Annotated in this window: 17 protein-coding genes and 3 pseudogenes; 5 read left to right on the forward strand and 15 right to left on the reverse strand. The window is 59.2% G+C overall.

What is annotated here, in order from left to right:
* Window positions 1-2: 2 nt before the first annotated feature.
* The 8 genes from sctR to IVA78_RS25300 all read right to left on the reverse strand — a co-directional run bounded on the left by sctR (window position 3) and on the right by IVA78_RS25300 (window position 6,258).
* Window positions 3-668: a type III secretion system export apparatus subunit SctR gene (gene sctR / locus IVA78_RS25265; RefSeq protein ID WP_247418578.1), complete on the reverse strand. Its 666-nt coding sequence runs from the start codon at window positions 666-668 to the stop codon at window positions 3-5.
* On the reverse strand, window positions 661-1,539 hold the full coding sequence (gene sctQ / locus IVA78_RS25270; RefSeq protein ID WP_346015572.1) for a type III secretion system cytoplasmic ring protein SctQ: 879 nt from the start codon (window positions 1,537-1,539) through the stop codon (window positions 661-663). The genes sctR and sctQ overlap by 8 nt, the downstream gene beginning before the upstream one ends.
* 233 nt (window positions 1,540-1,772) lie before the next feature.
* Complete coding sequence (locus tag IVA78_RS25275; RefSeq protein ID WP_247418572.1) at window positions 1,773-2,306, reverse strand: hypothetical protein; 534 nt, start codon at window positions 2,304-2,306, stop codon at window positions 1,773-1,775.
* Window positions 2,282-3,550 (reverse strand): type III secretion system ATPase SctN, encoded by a 1,269-nt coding sequence (gene sctN, locus IVA78_RS25280; RefSeq protein WP_346275314.1) that lies wholly within the window; start codon window positions 3,548-3,550, stop codon window positions 2,282-2,284. The genes IVA78_RS25275 and sctN overlap by 25 nt, the downstream gene beginning before the upstream one ends.
* A gap of 89 nt (window positions 3,551-3,639) precedes the next feature.
* Window positions 3,640-4,260 (reverse strand): type III secretion system stator protein SctL, encoded by a 621-nt coding sequence (sctL, locus tag IVA78_RS25285; protein WP_247275807.1) that lies wholly within the window; start codon window positions 4,258-4,260, stop codon window positions 3,640-3,642.
* Window positions 4,257-4,889 (reverse strand): nodulation protein NolU, encoded by a 633-nt coding sequence (locus IVA78_RS25290; protein WP_247418570.1) that lies wholly within the window; start codon window positions 4,887-4,889, stop codon window positions 4,257-4,259. Before IVA78_RS25290 ends, sctL begins: the two co-directional genes overlap by 4 nt.
* A 13-nt stretch (window positions 4,890-4,902) precedes the next feature.
* Complete coding sequence (sctJ, locus tag IVA78_RS25295) at window positions 4,903-5,769, reverse strand: type III secretion inner membrane ring lipoprotein SctJ (RefSeq protein WP_247418568.1); 867 nt, start codon at window positions 5,767-5,769, stop codon at window positions 4,903-4,905.
* Window positions 5,770-5,778: 9 nt separating this feature from the next.
* Window positions 5,779-6,258 (reverse strand): nodulation protein NolB, encoded by a 480-nt coding sequence (locus IVA78_RS25300; RefSeq protein ID WP_247418558.1) that lies wholly within the window; start codon window positions 6,256-6,258, stop codon window positions 5,779-5,781.
* Between the two features lie 185 nt (window positions 6,259-6,443).
* On the opposite strand from IVA78_RS25300, the gene IVA78_RS25305 reads away from it, so the two are divergent.
* The 4 genes and pseudogenes from IVA78_RS25305 to IVA78_RS25320 all read left to right on the forward strand — a co-directional run bounded on the left by IVA78_RS25305 (window position 6,444) and on the right by IVA78_RS25320 (window position 9,421).
* On the forward strand, window positions 6,444-7,139 hold the full coding sequence (locus IVA78_RS25305) for a nodulation protein NolW (protein ID WP_247418557.1): 696 nt from the start codon (window positions 6,444-6,446) through the stop codon (window positions 7,137-7,139).
* A 257-nt stretch (window positions 7,140-7,396) separates the two neighbouring features.
* A pseudogene (locus IVA78_RS25310) lies at window positions 7,397-7,682 on the forward strand (transposase); the annotation flags it as partial.
* Between the two features lie 44 nt (window positions 7,683-7,726).
* A pseudogene (locus IVA78_RS25315) lies at window positions 7,727-7,864 on the forward strand (transposase); the annotation flags it as partial.
* A gap of 814 nt (window positions 7,865-8,678) precedes the next feature.
* A pseudogene (locus IVA78_RS25320) lies at window positions 8,679-9,421 on the forward strand (ATP-binding protein).
* Window positions 9,422-9,888: 467 nt separating this feature from the next.
* On the opposite strand, the gene IVA78_RS25325 reads toward IVA78_RS25320, so the two are convergent.
* On the reverse strand, window positions 9,889-10,245 hold the full coding sequence (locus IVA78_RS25325) for a transposase (protein WP_247418552.1): 357 nt from the start codon (window positions 10,243-10,245) through the stop codon (window positions 9,889-9,891).
* 160 nt (window positions 10,246-10,405) lie between these two features.
* Between IVA78_RS25325 and IVA78_RS25330 the strand changes: the two genes are divergently transcribed.
* Window positions 10,406-12,847, forward strand: coding sequence for an NEL-type E3 ubiquitin ligase domain-containing protein (locus IVA78_RS25330; protein ID WP_247468434.1), 2,442 nt, complete (start codon window positions 10,406-10,408; stop codon window positions 12,845-12,847).
* A 1,305-nt stretch (window positions 12,848-14,152) separates the two neighbouring features.
* On the opposite strand, the gene sctV is transcribed toward IVA78_RS25330, so the two are convergent.
* The 6 genes from sctV to IVA78_RS25360 form a co-directional block, all read right to left on the reverse strand.
* Complete coding sequence (gene sctV, locus IVA78_RS25335; protein WP_247468436.1) at window positions 14,153-16,303, reverse strand: type III secretion system export apparatus subunit SctV; 2,151 nt, start codon at window positions 16,301-16,303, stop codon at window positions 14,153-14,155.
* Window positions 16,284-16,727 carry a histidine kinase gene (locus IVA78_RS25340; RefSeq protein WP_247333091.1) on the reverse strand — a complete coding sequence of 148 codons (444 nt, stop codon included), beginning with the start codon at window positions 16,725-16,727 and terminating at the stop codon, window positions 16,284-16,286. Before IVA78_RS25340 ends, sctV begins: the two co-directional genes overlap by 20 nt.
* A 2-nt stretch (window positions 16,728-16,729) precedes the next feature.
* Window positions 16,730-17,266: a hypothetical protein gene (locus IVA78_RS25345; RefSeq protein ID WP_247418546.1), complete on the reverse strand. Its 537-nt coding sequence runs from the start codon at window positions 17,264-17,266 to the stop codon at window positions 16,730-16,732.
* A gap of 36 nt (window positions 17,267-17,302) precedes the next feature.
* Window positions 17,303-18,193 carry a hypothetical protein gene (locus IVA78_RS25350; protein WP_247275816.1) on the reverse strand — a complete coding sequence of 297 codons (891 nt, stop codon included), beginning with the start codon at window positions 18,191-18,193 and terminating at the stop codon, window positions 17,303-17,305.
* Window positions 18,194-18,319: 126 nt separating this feature from the next.
* Window positions 18,320-18,598 (reverse strand): hypothetical protein, encoded by a 279-nt coding sequence (locus tag IVA78_RS25355; RefSeq protein ID WP_247418545.1) that lies wholly within the window; start codon window positions 18,596-18,598, stop codon window positions 18,320-18,322.
* 67 nt (window positions 18,599-18,665) lie between these two features.
* Entirely contained in the window at window positions 18,666-18,851 is a 186-nt protein-coding gene (locus tag IVA78_RS25360; protein ID WP_247275818.1) for a hypothetical protein, read from the reverse strand.
* Between the last annotated feature and the right edge of the window lie 309 nt (window positions 18,852-19,160).

Genomic DNA, 19,160 nt, shown 5'->3' on the forward strand with positions numbered 1-19,160 from the left:
GCTCACCCTCCAGGTGTTGTATAGCTCAGCACTAGCCCGTGCATAAGCCGCGACCAGCCGTCAATCGCCACGAATAGGAACAGCTTGAAAGGAACTGAGATCACTGTCGGAGACACCATTGACATGCCCATGGCCATCAGAATGGTCGTTACGATCAGATCGATAGTGATAAACGGAAGGTATAGCAAAAACCCGATTTCGAAGGCACGCTTGAGTTCTGAGATTAGAAAAGATGGGACGAGAATGACAAAATCATCGGCTGTGGCTCTGCCGCGCATCTCTTCCGGCCAGACACGTTCGGTCGAGGACAGGAAGAAGTCTCGCTGTTCTTCATTGGTGAAGTTCTTGAGATAGGCTCGCAGCGGCTCCTGCCCCTCTTTCGCAGCGGCTACCCAATCCTCGAGCGTTTGATAGCGGAGCTGCAGATCGGCGACTCGATTGTAGCTCTGCTCAAAGACGGGGGCGCTCGTGAAAGCGGTGAGCATCAATGCCGCGCCGTATAGAACGATGTTCGGTGGAATCGACTGGGTCCCAAGCGCATTGCGAACGAGGAAGAGAACGACAGATACCTTTACGAACGCCGTGGTCGTGACGACAGCGAAGACCAACAAGCCGAGCGCGGCCGTGACCGCAAGAAGCGGCAGTATTGCTGGTTCAATGTTAGTCATTGCCCGCTAACCCGCCACGCAGTCTAACGCCGAGCTCGTCCCCAATACGTACTATGTCGCCACTCCCGATACGTACGCCGTTTGCAAGGATATCGACCGGGCCATCGACCGGCCGGCCAAGTTCGAATACATATCCTTTGCTGATGCTTCTCAAGGCTCCCAGCGTGATGGGCCAGCGGCCGCATTCAAAGACAAGCGAAATCTCAATATCGTCGAGATCGGCTTCCGAAGGCGGCTGCTGTGAACCGGGTAGTGTCGTCATATGCGCATACTCCAGAGGGCGCGGCCGCAAGCGAAACGGTCCGTGCAGGATCAGGTGGTTGCCAGTGACATCTGCCGCGGTCCATAACCGGCCCGCAGTGAGGATGATCTGACCGCGGGCGAATGGCATTACATCCGGCAACAAAGCGTCGCCCTTACGCGTTTTGCGAAGAAGCGAGGCTGACGCCCGGAGGGAGCCGACCTCTCCTGCAACTGTAACGGGTAACTGTGCGGGGACCTCACACAACTGTCGCGGCAATTGGCCGAGCAGCTTGCCTAAGGCGCGGAACGCCGGCGGTATCGGTCCGTCAAGACGCGAGAAAAGAAATAGGCGACCTTTGCCCCTGACCGGACCGTAGATGATGTCGAGTTCGATATAAGGCCCGTTCTTCTCGGCCTTTCCAACATGAAGGAGTCGCAGTTGCTGCTCTGTCTCAGTCTCCACGTGCGCGAGCAACGGTTCAAGTGCAAGTTCGAGAACCAGCGAACGACTTGGCTCGGAAAGTAAAGCTAGGCCACTCTGTACTGTCGAGATCAAGGCCTCGGCAAGCGCATGCGGTATCGACAACACGAGCTCATCATCGCCGAGGCCCCAAACGCAATCGAGCATCGACAGAGCCGGAGGTTCCTCCTGCCACACAAGTCGTTCCAGTCGCACCGACAGCGGCTTGTCGCAAAGGTTACTCCGCAAAGAGGCGGAGGGCCGCACGTTTCTGTTGAGCCACGTTACGAGACTCTGCGTTAAACGCTGGGTTGGCTCGTACTTCGCGTATGCGTCCGCGCGAGTTGCAGGAGGCGGCTGTACAGGGCAGCGCATTTGCTTCCCAACTGGACTAGCTGTCATCAAATTGAACCGCCCGCCACCGGCATGGGCAAACCCCTCCCATGGCGAAGCAAGACTTCATCATCGGCCTCTAACTCGGCTGTTACTTCCGAATGGGTATCGGCCGCACGCCGGACGTCGGTCTCGATTTGTCGCCATTTATGAGTCGCTGCGGAACGCTTCGCCCAGTGCGCACGCCTCTCGGATGCGGCTGTCTCGGCCTGCTTTTGAGCGATACACGCCTCCTCAAGTGTGCGGCGTTTCGAGGTGATCTCGATCGCGAGCCTCTCAAGGGTGAGCTGGCAATGATCGAGTTCAACGACGGACAAGGTACCGGCCGACATCAACTGTTGGTAAACCTCCGCCTGGGCCTCTGTATGATGCTTTTCAGCAATTGCAAGTTCCTGCCATGCGTGCTCCGCGGCCGAGGTCGCGATATGAAGCTTGGCTTGCATATTGGACAACTCACTACGAGCACTACGCTCGCGCATATCCTTTACTTGCCGCAAGCTCGAAACGTGTATGCAACTCATGCGGTCAGATGGCACATCCATGTGACGGTTTCCTCAAAAGTGGACGCATCGTTTTCACCTTGGCGTAAAAACTCGCGCAGATCATCGATCGAAGCGACAGCTCGGTCCGTCAGCGGATCGCTGCCTTGCTTGTATTCACCAACCTTGATCAAAAATTCGGCCTCTGCATGACGGGAGATAAGATCACGGAAGAGGGATGCTGCCTTGCGATGCGGTGCAGATACGACGGCATCCATGACGCGGCTGCGGCTCGACAGTACATCGATGGCGGGGAAATGCGCCCGCGCCGCGAGAGAGCGTGAAAGAACGATATGACCATCGAGAATGCCACGCGTTTCCTCGGCGATTGGATCGCCCGTGCCGTCACCTTCCACAAGCACGGTATAGAAGGCCGTGATTGAGCCACGCTCACTCATACCAGCGCGCTCCAGCAAACCTGGCAACATTGCAAAGACAGAGGGAGGAAAGCCCCGGCGGGTCGGTGGCTCACCGGCAGCAAGCCCGATCTCGCGCATAGCGCGGCTAAATCGCGTCAATGAATCCATCATCAGAACGACGCGCAGGCCTTGATCGCGAAAATATTCGGCGAGCGCGGTTGCCGTATAAGCACATTGCGCCCGCTCCGTCGCTGAGCGATCGGAGGTCTCAACGACGACGACCGTGCGGCGGAGGGCAGTCTCCCCAAGATGCCGCTCGATGAATTCACGCACTTCGCGTCCACGCTCGCCTATCAGCGCAACCACGGTCACGTCAGCGACCGCGCCTTTTACGATCTGCGACAGTAACGTCGACTTGCCGCCACCAGGCTCTCCATAAATGCCGATGCGCTGGCCCTCGCCGCATGTCAGAAGACCATCCAAGGCGCGAACACCAAGTGGCAGAGGGCGAGCGATGATGCACCTCGTCATTGGATTTGGCGCTTTGCCGCGCAGCGGGCGCGTCTCCATGGCTTTGACTGGGCCCTTGCCATCGAGTGGACGGCCGAAGCTGTCGATCACCCGGCCAAGCAAATTGGGGCCGACCGGCACTTCGTGCATTCGGCCAGTGGCAACGACTTCTGCGCGGCCGGACATGCCTTGCAGGTCACCGATCGGCGTCAGCAACACGCCGTCCTGCAACAGACCGATCACCTCGGCCTCAAGCGACCATCCGGTGCGCGGATCCTTGAGCACACAAACTTCTCCAATACGAGCATCCGGCAAAACTGCATGGATTAACGTGCCGAGCGCCCGCGTGATCCGCCCGCGTACGGCACGCGTGTCCACATGGCTTGCCGTAGTTCGCAGACGCGCCAGCGCCGCGTGCAGAGTCCCGTCTCCATCAGGACAGCTATGGTCTGGTCTCGGCGCCGTCACTATTCGTCTGCCTCATGATCTAAACCAAAGCCCAAACGCAGTGCGCGGAGCTGCGCGTCAAGTCCGAGATGGATATTGCCAAATTCGCTCCACAGCACGCATTCGTTCGCTGACAGCGCCGGGTCCGGAATAATTCGGACCGCCGGCCGGTCCTCCCGTCCGTCACAGGCAGCAAATTCGCGCGTAAGCGCATCAGCATCCATGGGGGACGCATGAAGGGACAGTTTCGCCCCGCCATATCTGTGCGAAATCGTGTGACGAACCGTCCTCACCAACATCTCGCCGGGATCGAAATCGCCCAGTAGATCAGTTACGATGTCCATCACGAGCGCTGACAGTTCCTCCTCCAAAACGGCCTTTCGTCGTGCCACTTCCGAGGCAGCCTGCGCCACCAGCTGTGCCATTTCCTCGGCGCCGGCCCTCACCCCCTCGGCATGGCCGCGCGCACGCTCCTTCTGAAAAGCTCTGCGCGTCCAGCCGCGAACGCGCTTCAGATTTCGCTCGGCCACGGCACGCGCCTCGAGGGCGCTCTGCCAAATCTCGAGATCCCTCGCCTCTATGAGTGGCCCAAGCGGGCGGATGTGCGGAGCGACGGGCGGCGCAGTTTCGTCGGCTGTCATCCCGCTGGGGCCTCCCTCGTCAAATGGGCCAACACCGGTGAAAACAATTGGCCCGCGGCATCGCGGTGTTCAGTCCCCGGATTGTCGGCGGCCGTTCCGACAGCTAGGCGTAGAAGCACGCGGCGGCAATCAAGCGTTGACGCTTCATCGAGCCAAGCGCCGAGGCAGGCATGTCCATCGTCTTCAATCCCTATCGCGAGTTGTTGAGGATCAGCAATTAATCTGGTCGAAACCGCATGCGCTGCATGTCGGATCCCGAAAGCCTGCACCTCGGTGCCGACGTGCTCGACCAGAACGGCGACATCATGCTTTGAAATCAGCCTTGTCAGCGAACGGGCATGCCAAATGCCGCCGGCGAGCAGGGCAGCCCTGCTCGGATCATGCCCGAGGAGAAGGTCTGGCCCGAAGTCACTTCCGTTCGAGCCCATTTCATCTTCAAGCAGCAACGCTTGCAGTCTTACCTGCAGCCTAGGACTCTTCTGCAGTCGCACCAAAGTCGCGGCCGAGAGGTTCGCGTCAAGCCGCGCGGCAAGGCGGGTCGGATGAATCGTGGCAGCAAGCTTACGAATACCTACAGAGGCTAGTTTCAGCGGATCATGCCGCTCGGCAGACGGATTCGGTCTCGTCATGTCGGATACCACACTACGCCGCATTAGGCTTAATCGCTTTGCGAATCATCTCCATAGCAGAGACAGCCGAGCGCCCACCAACAGCGCTAACTTTCTGAGATGATTGCCTGCGCTGGCGCCCACGAGCGCTCAGCAAGACGCAGGACAGCACGCCGAATACAGACCCGCCGAGACCCATGCCAACCGCAACCAATGGCGTCGAAATGACTCCAGATGCTTGGGCGAAACCAGCCGCAGCCGCCGGTCGCGGCTCTAGTGCGGGCCGCTCGACTGAGACGAAAACAACAGCCACCTTGTCATAGGATAAGCCCTCGATGCTGTTGGCGACGAGCATTTTAATCTGCGGCAGCAAGATTGAGAGATTTGCCCTCGAGTCATGCCGGATGAAAACCGACGCCGAAGATGGCGTGGTGTCACGTCGCAACAGGTCGTTCTTTGGCAGAACAACGTGGACGCGCGCCGAGAGGACACCATCGATATCACTGATCGTGCGAGATAATTCCTCGCTCAGCGCATAGACGTAACGGGCGCGCTCCTCGATCGGCGAAGCAATCAGACCCGCCGCGCTGAACACTTCGCCTAGACTCTTGAAAGCGTGGCGCGGCAACCCTTCGCCATTCAGCAGGTCGATTGCGGAAGCAATCTGAGTCTGCTCGACCTGGATCGTGATAGTCCCGTCCTTAGCAGCAACGCGGAGCGCATCGACCCCGTTCTTGAGGAGGACCGCAAGCATTTCATTGGCCTCACGCTCCTGAACTTTCGTGTAGAGATCGGCTTTGCAACCAACCAGGGCAAGCAGGAACGGCAGCAGAGCCAGAAGTTGAAGCCGCTTGCGGAATGGGCGCGCCTGACCGCTTTCGCGATCGATTAAACCAATCATTCGCCCCACTCAGCCCGCCGATATCAGCTTATTCAGAGATGAACCGAGGCTACCGATGCCATTTGAAATGAGTGTTACCTGGATGACGCTGTCAGAAACATCCTTCAGATTCGCCAACATCGCCTCGAAGTCACCTGCGCCACTGGGGGCGCCCGGCACACCCGCTCCCGCTTTGCCCGGCTGCAGCAATAGGGGCTCCGACGTCGACCCGGTCTCCGCACCTTTTGGAACTGCATTGACCGGATACATCGCAGAAAGGTTCTGGAGGATGCGATCGCCCAGCGGGCTCGCCTGTGTTGTTGCACGCGATACCTCGGATATCGGCGGAACGGGCGCCGCTCCCGTTACTGGAGGCGCAAGGTCTGGAACCGAAGTCGCTTGCAAGAGGCTCTGCTGAAACTGGACCTGCTCGTCGACCGCTGTTGCCGAACAGGCCTTGGACAGGCCTTCTAGATTGTGAGAGATCGGCGCAGCGCCTGACATCATCATGGAAAGACTCGCTCTCATCGAGATGTGATACGACCAGCCGTTCAAGCCGATTAGCGGCTCAATGTCCTAGACAGGCCAGCTGACGACAAGCTGACGAGTTCGCCCGCACATCGCCATCTAAAGATCACGTTTCGCGTTCACGTACCGAACGTACTCCTGTTAGTTTAAGTCAACGAGAACCATGAATGCTCATCCGATCCATAATCCCGCACGTTTTGAACGGAGTTCTGTGTGTCGCCGTTTTCGTTTCCGGCGGAACACAGATCGCGCGCGGCGCTCCCCTGTCGCTGCCCTTGACCCCTTATCGGTATACGGTTCTGGATCAGGAGCTTTCTGCCGCGCTGCAGGAATTCGGCAACAACCTCAATATTAAAGTCACCATCAGCGCCGAGGTGAAGGGTCGGATTCGCGGGCACATGCCGGACCTGCCACCGCGCGAGTTCCTTGACCATCTGACTCAACTCTACAATCTTCAATGGTATTACGATGGGCTCGTGCTTTACGTCTCTACCGCAAAGGAAGCGCAAACTCGTCTGCTTGTCCTAACTTCAATCAGCTGCGACGCGCTCAAGGCAACCCTCGATGCGCTCGCCATTTCCGACGAACGCTACATCATGAGATCGGCTCCGGGAAATGGCCTAGTCCTTGCGTCCGGTCCACCACGCTTCATCGCACTCGTGGATCAGACGCTCAATGGTCTTGTGGCGGAGACGCAGGCGCGACCTCGCTCCGTCGAGATGCCGTCCCGGGAATCTGTGCTGATGTTATATCGCGGCGCCTCCGCGACGATCGTTCGGGATGGGCGAACTGAAGGCCCGTACTCTTCAGACATGCCGCGCCAGGAGGGTGCCTTGCCTGCGCAAGGGCCGGGCCCAAGATGATACAGCTCAATCAGCCGTTACGCGGGTTGTGCAAGGAGCCTGGACCGATCGTCCGGTCAGACGCCGCACAAGCACGGCGAGACGTGCGTGCCGTAAATCGGCTCCAGAACACGAGAATTGCCGCTGCGCCACCTTGTCCACCAGTATCCGGATGTCCGGTGGTAGTGTGCGGGAGGTTCTGCAAAACCTGAGCGGCTGAAGCGGTCACAGTAAATCCGGTATTTGCGAAGATCACCGCCCATAGCGGAGCAAGGACCATCACGACCGTGACCAAGATTAGGACGGATGGCTCTGCCGTCAAACAGCTTATTGCGTCGGACAGGGATCCTGAAACCCCTGATCCAGGGTGCGGTGCAGGAAGCTATCGAAGCCGCGATGGCGGAGGCGCTGGGCGCGGCGAGGCGCGGCTGGGCTATCGCTCCGGCTACTATACCCGCTCGCTGATCACCCGGGGTGAAGGTGCCGCAGGACCGTCAGGGGCGGTTCTCGACCGAGCTTCAACGCTATCAGCGCTCGGAGAAGGCACTGGTAGCGGCGCTGGCGTTCGGACATCAGTCTTGAATGCTCGCGGTTTTGCGACTGCACCACATTTTGCGGCTTGGACGGGGTTAACACCGAGGGCACAGTCGAGCGGCGGGAAAGAAAGGTTCGGGGCGGTATCAAAGCGTGGAAATCGGCAACTACGGACGCTCTTGATCCTTGGTGCGACCTCAATCATCAAGCTTGGCAAGCGAGGCTTGAAAGTCCCGCTCTGGATTCGGATCATGCTGCAAAGACGGCCGTCAAGCTCATAGCGGTGGCGTTCGCCAATAACTTGCGCGCACCATCTGGGCCTTGCTGTCAGAGGCGGCATCTATCATGCGCCGCCTGCAATGCTGAAAACCTAATCTTAAGAACTCTCCGGCGGAAGAAGAAAGCTGCCAAGGAGGCAAGGTGCAAATCTGGATGGACCGCGAATGACGACATTCCCGGTAGCAATCAGACCGCCTGACTCACTGCGCTTCGAGCGCGAGAAATTGATTGGGCGATTGCTTCCGCGGATATCATCGTGGCCAGCGGCCAGGCGCCGCGTTTACAGGTCGAACATATGACCGCACCGTCGTCCCTTGTTCAACCAGAGAAAGATCTTGCAGCCCGGGCCGTTCCACATATGAGTCAGAGCCCCTTTTGGATGCCGATCGGGAGTCCCAGTCCAATGCCGATCGAGACCCGTGTCAGCCACGACGGGCTCGTGTGGATCAGTGGGAACTATTACAGCATACCCGACCATACGCGGCGCATTGTCGAGGTGCAGCAATTGCCTGATGTAATCCCATTCTCGATCAAGGCGCAATCGTTGCCGTCCTTCCCGTTCTGGAGAAGGCCGCCGGCGACCTCGCGTCGCGCCCGAGCATCGACAGGCGGCCAACCGGTCCAGGTCGCGACCTGGCGTATCCGAAGCCCTCGTCGATCGGGCCGGCGATCACATGCCAAGCCGGTCGCTGGGGTTTTACCAAGGTGTTGCAAACGGCTCCCCCAATCGGAAGGCCGGCCATCACCATGCACGCGCAGCCGGCAGCGACCGACAACGTCAGGAAAGGCCTAGTCGCACTCAAGATGCCACGTGCGCTCAGAATGCTGGACACCACCTGCGGCGAATTGAAAGACGGTGAGGTCACCTGGATTGAGGCGCTCGATCACGCTTATCGAGGAGCTGACGGTGCGCGACAGTCGCCGTGTCAGCACCGCGCTGAGAATGTCTCGCCTGACCACCGTCAAAACCCTCGCTGGCTTCGACTTCGCGTTCCAGCCCTCGCTCGATCGCAATCGCATTCTGGAGCTTGCCGAATTGAATTCATCTGCTTGCGACATCGGCAAGAGCCATCTCGCGACGGCACTCGCGGTCGAGGCCGTGAAGGCGGGAAAGAGCGTCGCGTTCGCCACGCTCGCGGACATCGTCATCACCACTTTGCGCGAGCACCTGCGGTTCCTCGCCCGCGCCTCCCTCCTTGTCGTCGACGAGATCGGTTACCTCCAGGTCGTACCTGGCGGCGGCAATCTGTCTTCCAGTTGGTGAACGCCCGCTATGACAAGGGCGCGGTGATCCTCACTTCGAACCGGCCACAGCAATTGCTTGATCGACTGCTTCACCACACAATTGTTATCAAAATCGAGGGATCGAGCTATCGGCTCCGCCAGCACGCCGCTCTCGGCCCGGAAAACGTCCGCTCGCCAACCCGCCGCAGCCCAAGCGCCGCGGCCGCCCGCCTGGAAGGACCAACGACGATTCCGATAGCGGCTGATCCCGGAACCACAATCGCCGTCACCCAGGGAAATCTGGACATTCTCACGGAAAGTTCGCTGCCGTTGACAGATGTCCATGATCTCCGCCAGGTACAGCAGCCATCTGCAATCGAACGTAAGTGATGTCGGCGAGCCAGATCCGGTTCGCTGCTGCGGCCCTAAAGTTACGATCGATGAGGTTTGGCGCGATCGGCAGGCCATGACGGCTGTCGGCAACGCGGTGCGGCCGGGCCATGATGGCGCCGATGCCGTGCCGATGCATTAGGCATTCGATCCGGCCACGGCTGGCGCCAAGTCCCTGTGCCCGCAGCGCGGCATGGACCCGTGGGTTGCCGTCCCCGCGCGCCGCTGTCCTGATGAACTCGAATGTCAGTAAAGAGCGCAGCATTGGTGGTCGTGCGTGCTCTGTCCGGACGCTCGCGCCAGGCGTCATAGCCGGCCCGCGAGACCTCGACCGCGGCGCACATCAGCCGCCGGGCAGGTATCGCGATGGTCCTCGATGAAGCGGAAGCTCGTGTCCGCGTTCCGGCAAAGATCGCGATCGACTTTTAGAATGTCCGCTCGATGGGCATCCGCTCGTTCTCCTCGGCAAACGGGCGATCTCGGGAGCCTGGTCCGCCGACATCGGCGCCGTCTGCGTGCTGTGGCGCCGCGTCGCCGATGCCGGCTCCTGCCGGAGCTTCTCAACGCAGCGCCGCAACACCGAACCGCGCAGACCGAGTTCCTTGCCAACGGTTCTGATCGATCGGCCACTCGACACCAGAAGCTTAGCCGCCTGTCGCTTGTACTCCTCGGTAAACAATCGACGTTGACGTACTTCCATTCGACGCGTCCTGGCTCTCTGAGCCTACTACAGGTGTCCACTCATTCGGAGGAGGTTCGCGTAGCTGCGCACCGTCAGCTTCTCGAAAGCTAAGTCTCCTAGGCAGAAGGTGTCGATCTGGGCCCGGCGTTAGCTGTTGGATCTGCCAAAGGAGAATCCGATGGATCCGTTCCACAATCTCGGCCAATTCGAGCCTCCGGATTTCGCCCGGACGGACTACGACGAGCTGCAACAGCTCCCAGTTGACCAAGCGGGGTTTCAGCAGCACCTAAACGAGTTGCACCTGCGCGAGCGCCCGCCCCGCAATGCAAATCGTCGCGGCGACCCTTATAATGTGTCGAACAGGGATGCGGACTGGTTGGACCACGGGGAAGGCATCTCGCGGTCGACGTGGAATCCGCCCACCGAATCTGAACAGGGGAGCAATCAGCATGTGCTTTTTGCGGCCGCAAGTCGCGGTGGCCAGTTGCCAGCCGGCAGTTTCAGTCCGACGGACGTTTGGCACGGCCTGGATTCAGCGGTCCACTTGCCGACGCATAGTGTCGACCAGCAGGAGTATTCGTGGGCGAACGCCGATGATGATTGGCCAACGACCTCCACTGTTCCTTGGGAGCAACATCACGGGGGATCCTTCCTCGACCCGCGGCCATGGCTCGGCGATGGCAATACTTCAGAAGAAGGGCACTGGTTAGCCCCGGCAGAGGCGCAGTGGGTCCAAGCATTGCGCGACGGGCGGGTCTCCCCCGCCGCTGGCGGTCCGACGAACGTTGAAGGCCCCGTCCTCCAGCAATCGCAGCTTGATGAAATCCTGAACAGTTGGGCTGGCGAGGAGGAGCAGACAGAAGACGAGGACCGGCAAGAGGCGGTAAGACGAATCAAAGCCTGGGGAGAGGCCGGCGACGTCTATGCACGGCTGGAGCTACCATACCTGTGCCTAACGACCTTGCCCCCCGCCTTTCCGCCCGATCTCCGGACGCTCGACGTCAGCGAAAACGAGTTGATGCACCTACCCGACAACCTACCGGCCGAACTCCGGACGCTCGACGCCCGCGGCAATCGCATGACAAGCCTGCCTGAGACCTTGCCGGCGGCACTTCAGTTACTCGCCATCGGCAGCAATGAGCTAACCAGCCTGCCCGTAACACTTCCGGATGGCCTTCAGACACTCGCCGTCGCCAGCAACCGGTTGGCCAGCCTGCCTGAAACCCTGCCGGCCGAGCTCCAGCAGCTCGATGTTCGCAGTAACCGGCTGACCAGCCTGCCGGAGACCCTTCCGACCGGACTTCAGTTACTTGAGGTCGGCGGCAACAGGCTGACCAGCCTGCCCGACACTCTACCGCCCGAACTCCAAGAGCTCGAAGCCGACGGCAACTGGCTGACCCGCCTGCCCGACAGCCTCCCCGCCGAGCTCCAGTTGCTCTTCGTCCGTGACAACCGACTGACTAGCCTGCCCGAGACGCTCCCGCCTGAGCTCCAGAGGCTTCATGCCGGCGGCAACAGGCTGACCAGCTTGCCCGAGACCCTCCCGGCCGAGCTTCAGGTGCTCGAGGTGCGAGACAACCGGTTAGCCAGCCTGCCGGAGACCCTGCTAACGCAGCTAGATTCTGGGTGTATGGTTTATCTGGAGGATAATCCGCTGCCCGAGCGGGTGCAGACGAATCTGGCGACGGCCCTGAATGCGCGAGGCTATACCGGCCCTCGGGTCTTCTTCTCAATGGGCCGGGAACCGGCGGTGAATCATGAGCGGCCGCTGGCGCAAGCTGTGGCCGACTGGGTCGAGGGGGAGCCGGAGTTTCTGGCCGCCTGGCAGAACTTCGCTGACGAGGCGGGTGCGCCGGAATACGCGCGCTTCCTCGACAGGCTGCGGGACACCGTAAATTCTGGCAATCCCCAGTTCCGGCAGGCCGTGATTGAGGATCTGCGGCAGGCGGCGACCAGGCCGCAATTGCGCCAGCAGTACTTTCAGCTGGCTTTCGAAGCGAGCGAGAGCTGCGAGGATCGCATCACTTTAACCTGGAACGGCATGCAGACCGCACGCTTGAACGCTGAAGTCGAGGATGGCGCCTATGACAATCGGCTTGACGATCTCGTTCAGCAGGGCCGCGTCCTGTTCCGCCTGGACGCGCTCGAGCAGATCGCCAGGGAGAAGGTCAACTCGCTCCGCTTTGTCGATGAGATCGAAGTCTATCTGGCCTATCAGGTCAAGCTGCGCGAGCGGCTTGAGTTACGGCACATCGCCCCGGACATGCGCTTCTTCGGCGTGTCCTGGGTCACTGAGTATGACCTCAGCACGGCTGAGATGCGGGTGGGCGACGAGGAGGAGACGGGGTTGGCCGACTATCTGGCAACTCGGTGGCAACCCTGGGAGACGGTGCTGAGCCGGATCGCACCCGAACCCCATGCACAGATGCAGCATCGGCTGCTCGAGGCGATGGGGGAGGAGTTCGACAGCCGACTCCAGCAACGGCTCGCCGGTCATGAGCTAATCGGGAACAGCGATGCCGAGCGGCAGTTCGGAGCGCAGATCCGCGATGAGATCGTCCGCGAGATCAAGGGCGCGCTGACGCGTCAGGTGCTCGCGGACCATGCGCTTGAGCTGTGAAGCGGCCATCGCGTTGCAAGGAGCTGTCAATCCTGTTTTCACTCAGGCGTCGGCGCGTCATGGTCGGCTCCAGACGCCCGCGCGGAGGCGCGGAGGGACCATCTGTGAAAATGTAGTGCTCGGCCGGCACGATCTAACCGCACGGCGGCGCTCGATCTTTTTTCGAACGATTGCCGCGGCGGGCGCGCCCGGCACCGGCGCAGGTGCTTCATCACCTTTCGCAACATCGACCGACTGCCGCCATCGTTTACGTAATCTGCCGCCAGGCAATCAGGCTATTCCATCCGGGGTGAGACGAGGACTGGTTGACTGGCTCATCGCATAGGTGTTCGGAATTTCCTTTGTACCTCCTGACGAGCCCAGCGGGTGCCGAGTCGCTCGGCGGCATAACGATGCGGCAAATCCCTGCATCACACCTGGTATCGGCCATGGCGTATGCAGGAAAACCCCAATCAGCCGATCAATTGGAGTTCACGCTGAGTGCTATGCCGGATAAAGCGTGACGTGAGACTTCCTGCCCACGAGCAAGCCAGGAGACGAACACAGGGATCTTACGAGCGGGCTTCGACACCCCTTTTCCAAGCACCACGCTTGCCGCACGCAACGGGGCTAGCGCAAGAGAGGCGCGTCGCAAATCAAACTGTATCACATTTCTCTTATGCCCCAGCAGTTCCCTGCCGCACTTAGCACCCACGGGGGGTTCCCAAAAAGGCCCTGCTCACCTAGTTGGTAATCGAGACAACAGAACCAATACGTCCGCTACTATTAGCTATGCCGGGTCACTTCTGTAGGGCGGCACGCCAGCGCAGCGGGCGGGTGCTTGCATTGCGCGATATCGTGCACCGATCGTTGCGGACAACGTGATTTGGTCCGCGCAATCGGAATACGCTGCGCTGTCGCCATTGCTTGTATTGCAGTTGTGGCTCATCAAGCGTCCCACGTTGTCGAGTTAACGCATTTAGTCTTGAGCGCATATAAATCGCAGGTCCAGGCAGACGTTGGCGAGCACTCAATGCGAGGCACTTTCGCATCGACACGCAACACCGATCCGCTGCATTGATCTTCCGAGCATTTTTGCTTCAACGCGTCGCGCAAAGCTCCTGGTCAGGAGTCCGGCCGATCGCGCACTCAATGCGTTCGCGCATAGCTGGATCGATATCTTTGGCGCCGAGCAACTTTGGCGCCGGCGGCTCTTGCATTTGAAGAGCTGGTCTATCCCAGCTAGCGCAACTGCAGAGCCCCAGAGTAGCGAAGAGAGCCGAGCACGAAAGCAAACAAAATGAACCCAAGCGCCACCGCACTGCCTTACGAGGTGAATTCATGCGGTCCTTCTTGGATTGACTGCTGCGCCTGTGAATCGGCTGCAAGGAACGTGTTGCTGAGTTCCTCGGACGGCGCGTGGTCGTCCTTTGCAGCTGCGAGTGTAATGGATCCAACAGGCTGGATTGTGAAGTCCGAGGCAAGGTCCTGATAGGATAGAACAGCAAGATCGATCCCATTACGGGTGAGAAAGCCGCGGACAAAGCGTCGTATATCCATCGAAGCAAGGATAACGGGCCGGATCTGCCCCCGAACTACGTTCGAATGGATCTGACGCATTTTTGAGAGCAGCGCCTCGCTTTGCCCGTCGCTCAAAACCAGGTAGGGTCCTTTGGCAGTCTCTCGAACCGCGCTGCGCACGATATCCTCGGTTTGACGTTCGATGATAAAGACCGGAACGACGCGGTGTGCGTTGGCATACCGGTGGCAGATTTGCCGTCTCAGACCGGAGCGAACATGTTCCGTGAGCAAGACGACGTTTTGTTCACGTCCGCTCCATTCGGCTAATGCTTCCAAGACCAGCCGTGTGTTCCGGATCGGAATACCCTCCTCCAGGAGGCGCCGCAAGACGTCGGCTACTTTAGGGATCGGCGTCGTACGCAACACCTCCTTGACCAGATCGGAATATTCCGTCTCCATGCGAGCCAGCAACTGGCGCGTCTCCTGGATACCCACCAAGCACTGTGCATAGCGGGTCAACGCCGAATGGACGCGCAAGGCCAGGATTTCAATGGGACGGTGGTGCCCGATGCCGGCTGCTTTGAGAGCCGGTGCATTGCTCTGTTCAATCCAGATTTGATCCGTCTCCCGGTCATGCCGAAACGGGATGCCACTCAATTCAATGTTGGCCGGATCGTCGCGGAGTGCGAGCTGCGTTGGATCAATTAACTCCTGCTCGACGGGCACGCCCTCGACATCCACCCTGTACTGCAAGTCTGGCAAGCGCTCGTCGACCTCGATGGGGATGCGCGGAATTGTGATGCCGAGATCAGACGAGATCAGTCCCGAAACGCGTGCAATGTGCTGTTGCAATTCTTCTTTGTCGATCGCCCGTGTCAGACTTGACGCAAGGAACAATGCGATGGGAAGCGCCTCCGCAGGCACGGTTTCCTTGTTAGACTGTGTGGGAGCCGGGCGAGAGATATCAGCGCTTTTCTTGCCGCTTTGGGTCCCACCGTCGGCAAAGCTCGCTGCCGCAAAGACTGCAGCCAAGACGAGAAAGACAGGGAGCGGAAAACCCGGAATAGCCCCCATTACAACGAGGACGCCGGCAGACAGCCGCAATGCGTGCGAGTTTGCTGTGAGCTGGTTAACGATGTCGGTCCCAAGATTGAGCCTTACAACCCCATTTACTCGAGTGATGATTGTCGCAGCTGTAATCGAGAGCAGCAGCGAGGGAATTTGTGAGATTAACGCATCACCTATGGTCAGCAGGGTGTATTGATGCAGCGCCGCCTGGAAAGACATTCCCTTGGAGAGCAGGCCGATGGTGATCCCGCCCAGCATGTTGACGCAGATAACCACCAATCCTGCGATGGCGTCGCCCTTCACGAATTTCATGGCGCCATCCATAGCCCCGTAAAGCTGACTTTCTTTCTCCAATGTAGCGCGCCGGCTGCGGGCTTCATTCTGATCGATATGGCCATTGCGCAATTCCGCATCGATTCCCATCTGCTTGCCTGGCAGAGCATCGAGCGTGAACCGCGCCGCCACCTCGGCCACGCGTTCAGCCCCCTTTGCCACGACGATGAACTGCACCATGGTCACGACTAAAAATATGACAATGCCGACGACGATATTTCCCGATATGACGAAATCACCGAACGTGCGAATGATGCTGCCCGCATCCCCCTCAGCCAAGATCAGCCGCGTCGTTGAGACGGTGAGCGCCAGACGGAATACCGTGGAAATCAGAATGACGCCTGGCAAGGACGAGAACTCAAGTGGAGTGCTAATATAGAGAGCGACCATCAGCAGCAATATGGCGAAGCCCAGATTGAAGCCGACGAGCGTATCAATCGCCACTATCGGGATCGGCATGATCATCATGCCGACCGTCAGAAGCAGCATCAACGCGACCATCAAATCGGAGCTGGCCGACGCGCGCGCAATGATCTTACGCAGGACGCTGGTCATGGGGACCTTCCGATCGTTGATTGATCAGGCCAGTGCTCTCACGCAACGAGACATAGCGTTGGAAAGCGGCGAGCGCCTCGTCTATGAGGCCGGCCCGCCGCAGGGCGTGGCTACGCAACAGCATCAAAGAGATACGCGCCGAGGGTTCGTCATCAAGTGCGTTCAGTCTATCTAGGACCTGCAACGCCTCACCTCCGAGGCCTTCCAAGATGAGGGCATAGGCGAGAATCCGTAATAGATCGACATCTCGCGAGTCGTTGCCGACGATGAGTCGCAAGAGAGCCACGCATTCTGCGCTCTGCCCACATGCAAGGTGAAGATAGGAAAGTGTACAGAGCAAATCGCGCTCCTGTCCGGAACTCAGTGAGACGTTATCGGATTCGGAAACGTTGGTCGTCCGTTGCGCTCCATCGGAGTTGAACATTGTTAGGCTTCGATTAAGCTATTCCGATTCTGGCGGAGCAGCGCTAGCCAGTGCAGTCCCTGCCGTAGGACGACGATACCGTCCCCCGCCATCGAATCCGCAGGCGCGGCCGCCAGTTTATGGACGAGACGTTCCAGAACAATGCTATACCGCTCTGCCCGCAGCATGTCCGGATGACGTAGGCTTGGAGTGACGAAGGAGAGTAGATCGTGCGCGATATCGCGGCCGTAGAGCGATGCCACCCCAGCGGGCTGCTCGATCTCATAAATGCGAGTGCGCATCTCGTTGAGACTGACACGCCAGACTGCATCAATATCTTTGGCCTCCGATGCGGCTTCGATCGCTACATCCAGCGACATAGAAGGCGTGTTCAGCTCGCCCCAGATCGACGCACGCTCCTTCTCGCCATTTGCACGAGCACCGTCCGCCTCACCTTTATTGGGTTGGATGGTCGGCCCTATCACTGGTTCATGATGGTCCTCGCTGAGTGTCTGCGAAGCAGCGCCAGGCCCGACATCGTAGCGGGAAACCTTTGACATGACGATCTCCTTATCCTTCCTTCGGGCCAGGAAAGCCTAATACGGAACGGCAACAACGCGGCCATTGCGGCTTAGCAGCACACGCCCATCCTCGATTCGAGTGACCGCCCATCCCTCGGCCAAGAGAGCGCCGACGAAATACTTCTGCCCACCGACAAGCAGATAGGGCTGGGATCCGCGCGAAACAGCTTCGATCGCGATTGAGGATGGCTGCTTTTCCTCCTTGACGATCACTCCGTTCACCAGTGTGACCGCACCGTATGTACGACCATCGAACCATTGCTGGAGCTCCTGCCATTTCGCAACGGTTGCAGGCGTGACTTTTCCCTCAGCGCTAACAAAACCCGGCCCCGAACCAACCCTGATATCGAGCAGGCCCGCCTTATCAATTTCCTGTTTCAGCACTTCGGCTGCAGCCTGAGCTCGCCGATCGTCAGGCCGGTTCGTGCCCAGCTTGGGTACAAGCTCTGCGGCAGGCGGCGCAATGCCGGTCGGTGCACTTCCGGTGGCTTTGAAGAAAATGGTCGAGAGACCGCCTACACCAAGAAAGCTGAGGAGCACGAGGGCGAGAGCTGAGATCCAAACGCGCGAGAGGCTGATCGACCGAGCCTCAACTGCATTCTGCATCGACCAGCGAATAGACATGGCGCCCGCACGAATGACGGCGGGAAGAAAAAGAACAACACGTTCACCTGCGGCAATATCCCCTTCGCCCTCTGGGGTGCTTACGGCTGCAAGAGCCTCAAGCTCGATTGAATTGCCAACGAGGGTGATACGTAGGTGATGCGGCTCAAGCCCTTGTTCGACGAAAACCATATCCGCGTCGAGGCCGCTACCGATAAGGCTCGTTCCGGCAGCCGCCTTCCCGCTTAGCCCGACATAAGGTCCCGACAGTACCTCGAAATGTAAGGAGGCGGCCTCATTCACGGACAATTCTCCGAACCATGACGAGCACGGCAGGGCGATTGGTCGCACGACTCATTCCTAGGCCGCACCACTCACATCACCCGATGACGGGAAAGGCGGAGCGACGATTCGCCCCGCCTTTGACCGTTATCCGTTGACGCGCTCGCTGGCCGCCTTCCTCTCACTCGAGAGCTCGGTCGTCAGTGCACGCAACCGTATGTCCTGCACCATGGCCTGCTGGTTAACCGCCTTCAATTCGTCGATCAGTTTCTCGAAAGTACCCGTCCCACCAACGTTATCGGCCGCCGAGCTACCGGAACTCGCGGACTTGCTATCAGTCTTGCTATCAGTCTTGCTATTTGCCTTGCTGTCATGGGTGTCGTGGGTACCACCAGTAGAAGAGCTAGTAGAACTTGTTTTGGTCATATCGCTTCACCTTCCGTTTTTTTGCCGCCATCAATGGCAACACTCCACTGACGTCGAAGAACCGGCGTCAGGTATCCTCTTCTGTTTCAGCTATAGCTTCGCGAAGATTTGACATGTTTCGCTCCATCGCCTGCATCGCGACGCTGGCAAGAACCGAACCGAAAGCCGATTCGAACTTCTGACGATCAGTTACCGACTGCGAGCTGCCACTGTCAGAATTGGTATGGATCACGCCTTCGATTGCCCCGGCCATCTGGTGCCTCTCACTTCAATTCCGCCAAAACGGTGGCATCACCACCGAGCGATTCACATTGCTTACGCTACTGGGACTAGCTGTCGAGAAGCTGACGAGAATGAGAACAACCTCACTATCGTCAACGTCAACCCAGCTGAGAGCGCGCATTCGCAGGTACATGCCGCGACTGCCACCGCGCGAATTTCTCGGCTCCACTTTCAATCTCTACATTATGCCGACGAGCGCCAGATCGCGGCGCCTGCCCGACGCACCTCATCACATTGCTCGATCAGCAATGGTGTGATGGCAAGTCAGAGGCAAAACCGC

The organism is Bradyrhizobium sp. 137 (assembly GCF_023074095.1).
In the GTDB taxonomy this organism is placed as follows: Bacteria; Pseudomonadota; Alphaproteobacteria; order Rhizobiales; family Xanthobacteraceae; genus Bradyrhizobium.

Excerpts from the sequence above, each read along its gene's own strand:
- sctQ (WP_346015572.1), bottom strand. The coding sequence starts at position 1,539 with ATGCTCGATTGCGTTTGGGGCCTCGGCGATGATGAGCTCGTGTTGTCG.
- IVA78_RS25305 (WP_247418557.1), top strand. The coding sequence starts at position 6,444 with ATGCTCATCCGATCCATAATCCCGCACGTTTTGAACGGAGTTCTGTGT.
- IVA78_RS25345 (WP_247418546.1), bottom strand. The coding sequence starts at position 17,266 with ATGTCAAAGGTTTCCCGCTACGATGTCGGGCCTGGCGCTGCTTCGCAG.
- IVA78_RS25300 (WP_247418558.1), bottom strand. The coding sequence starts at position 6,258 with ATGATGATGTCAGGCGCTGCGCCGATCTCTCACAATCTAGAAGGCCTG.
- IVA78_RS25290 (WP_247418570.1), bottom strand. The coding sequence starts at position 4,889 with ATGACGAGACCGAATCCGTCTGCCGAGCGGCATGATCCGCTGAAACTA.
- sctR (WP_247418578.1), bottom strand. The coding sequence starts at position 668 with ATGACTAACATTGAACCAGCAATACTGCCGCTTCTTGCGGTCACGGCC.
- sctL (WP_247275807.1), bottom strand. The coding sequence starts at position 4,260 with ATGACAGCCGACGAAACTGCGCCGCCCGTCGCTCCGCACATCCGCCCG.
- IVA78_RS25355 (WP_247418545.1), bottom strand. The coding sequence starts at position 18,598 with ATGACCAAAACAAGTTCTACTAGCTCTTCTACTGGTGGTACCCACGAC.
- IVA78_RS25330 (WP_247468434.1), top strand. The coding sequence starts at position 10,406 with ATGGATCCGTTCCACAATCTCGGCCAATTCGAGCCTCCGGATTTCGCC.
- IVA78_RS25275 (WP_247418572.1), bottom strand. The coding sequence starts at position 2,306 with ATGGATGTGCCATCTGACCGCATGAGTTGCATACACGTTTCGAGCTTG.
- sctJ (WP_247418568.1), bottom strand. The coding sequence starts at position 5,769 with ATGATTGGTTTAATCGATCGCGAAAGCGGTCAGGCGCGCCCATTCCGC.
- IVA78_RS25325 (WP_247418552.1), bottom strand. The coding sequence starts at position 10,245 with ATGGAAGTACGTCAACGTCGATTGTTTACCGAGGAGTACAAGCGACAG.
- IVA78_RS25340 (WP_247333091.1), bottom strand. The coding sequence starts at position 16,727 with ATGTTCAACTCCGATGGAGCGCAACGGACGACCAACGTTTCCGAATCC.
- IVA78_RS25360 (WP_247275818.1), bottom strand. The coding sequence starts at position 18,851 with ATGGCCGGGGCAATCGAAGGCGTGATCCATACCAATTCTGACAGTGGC.
- sctV (WP_247468436.1), bottom strand. The coding sequence starts at position 16,303 with ATGACCAGCGTCCTGCGTAAGATCATTGCGCGCGCGTCGGCCAGCTCC.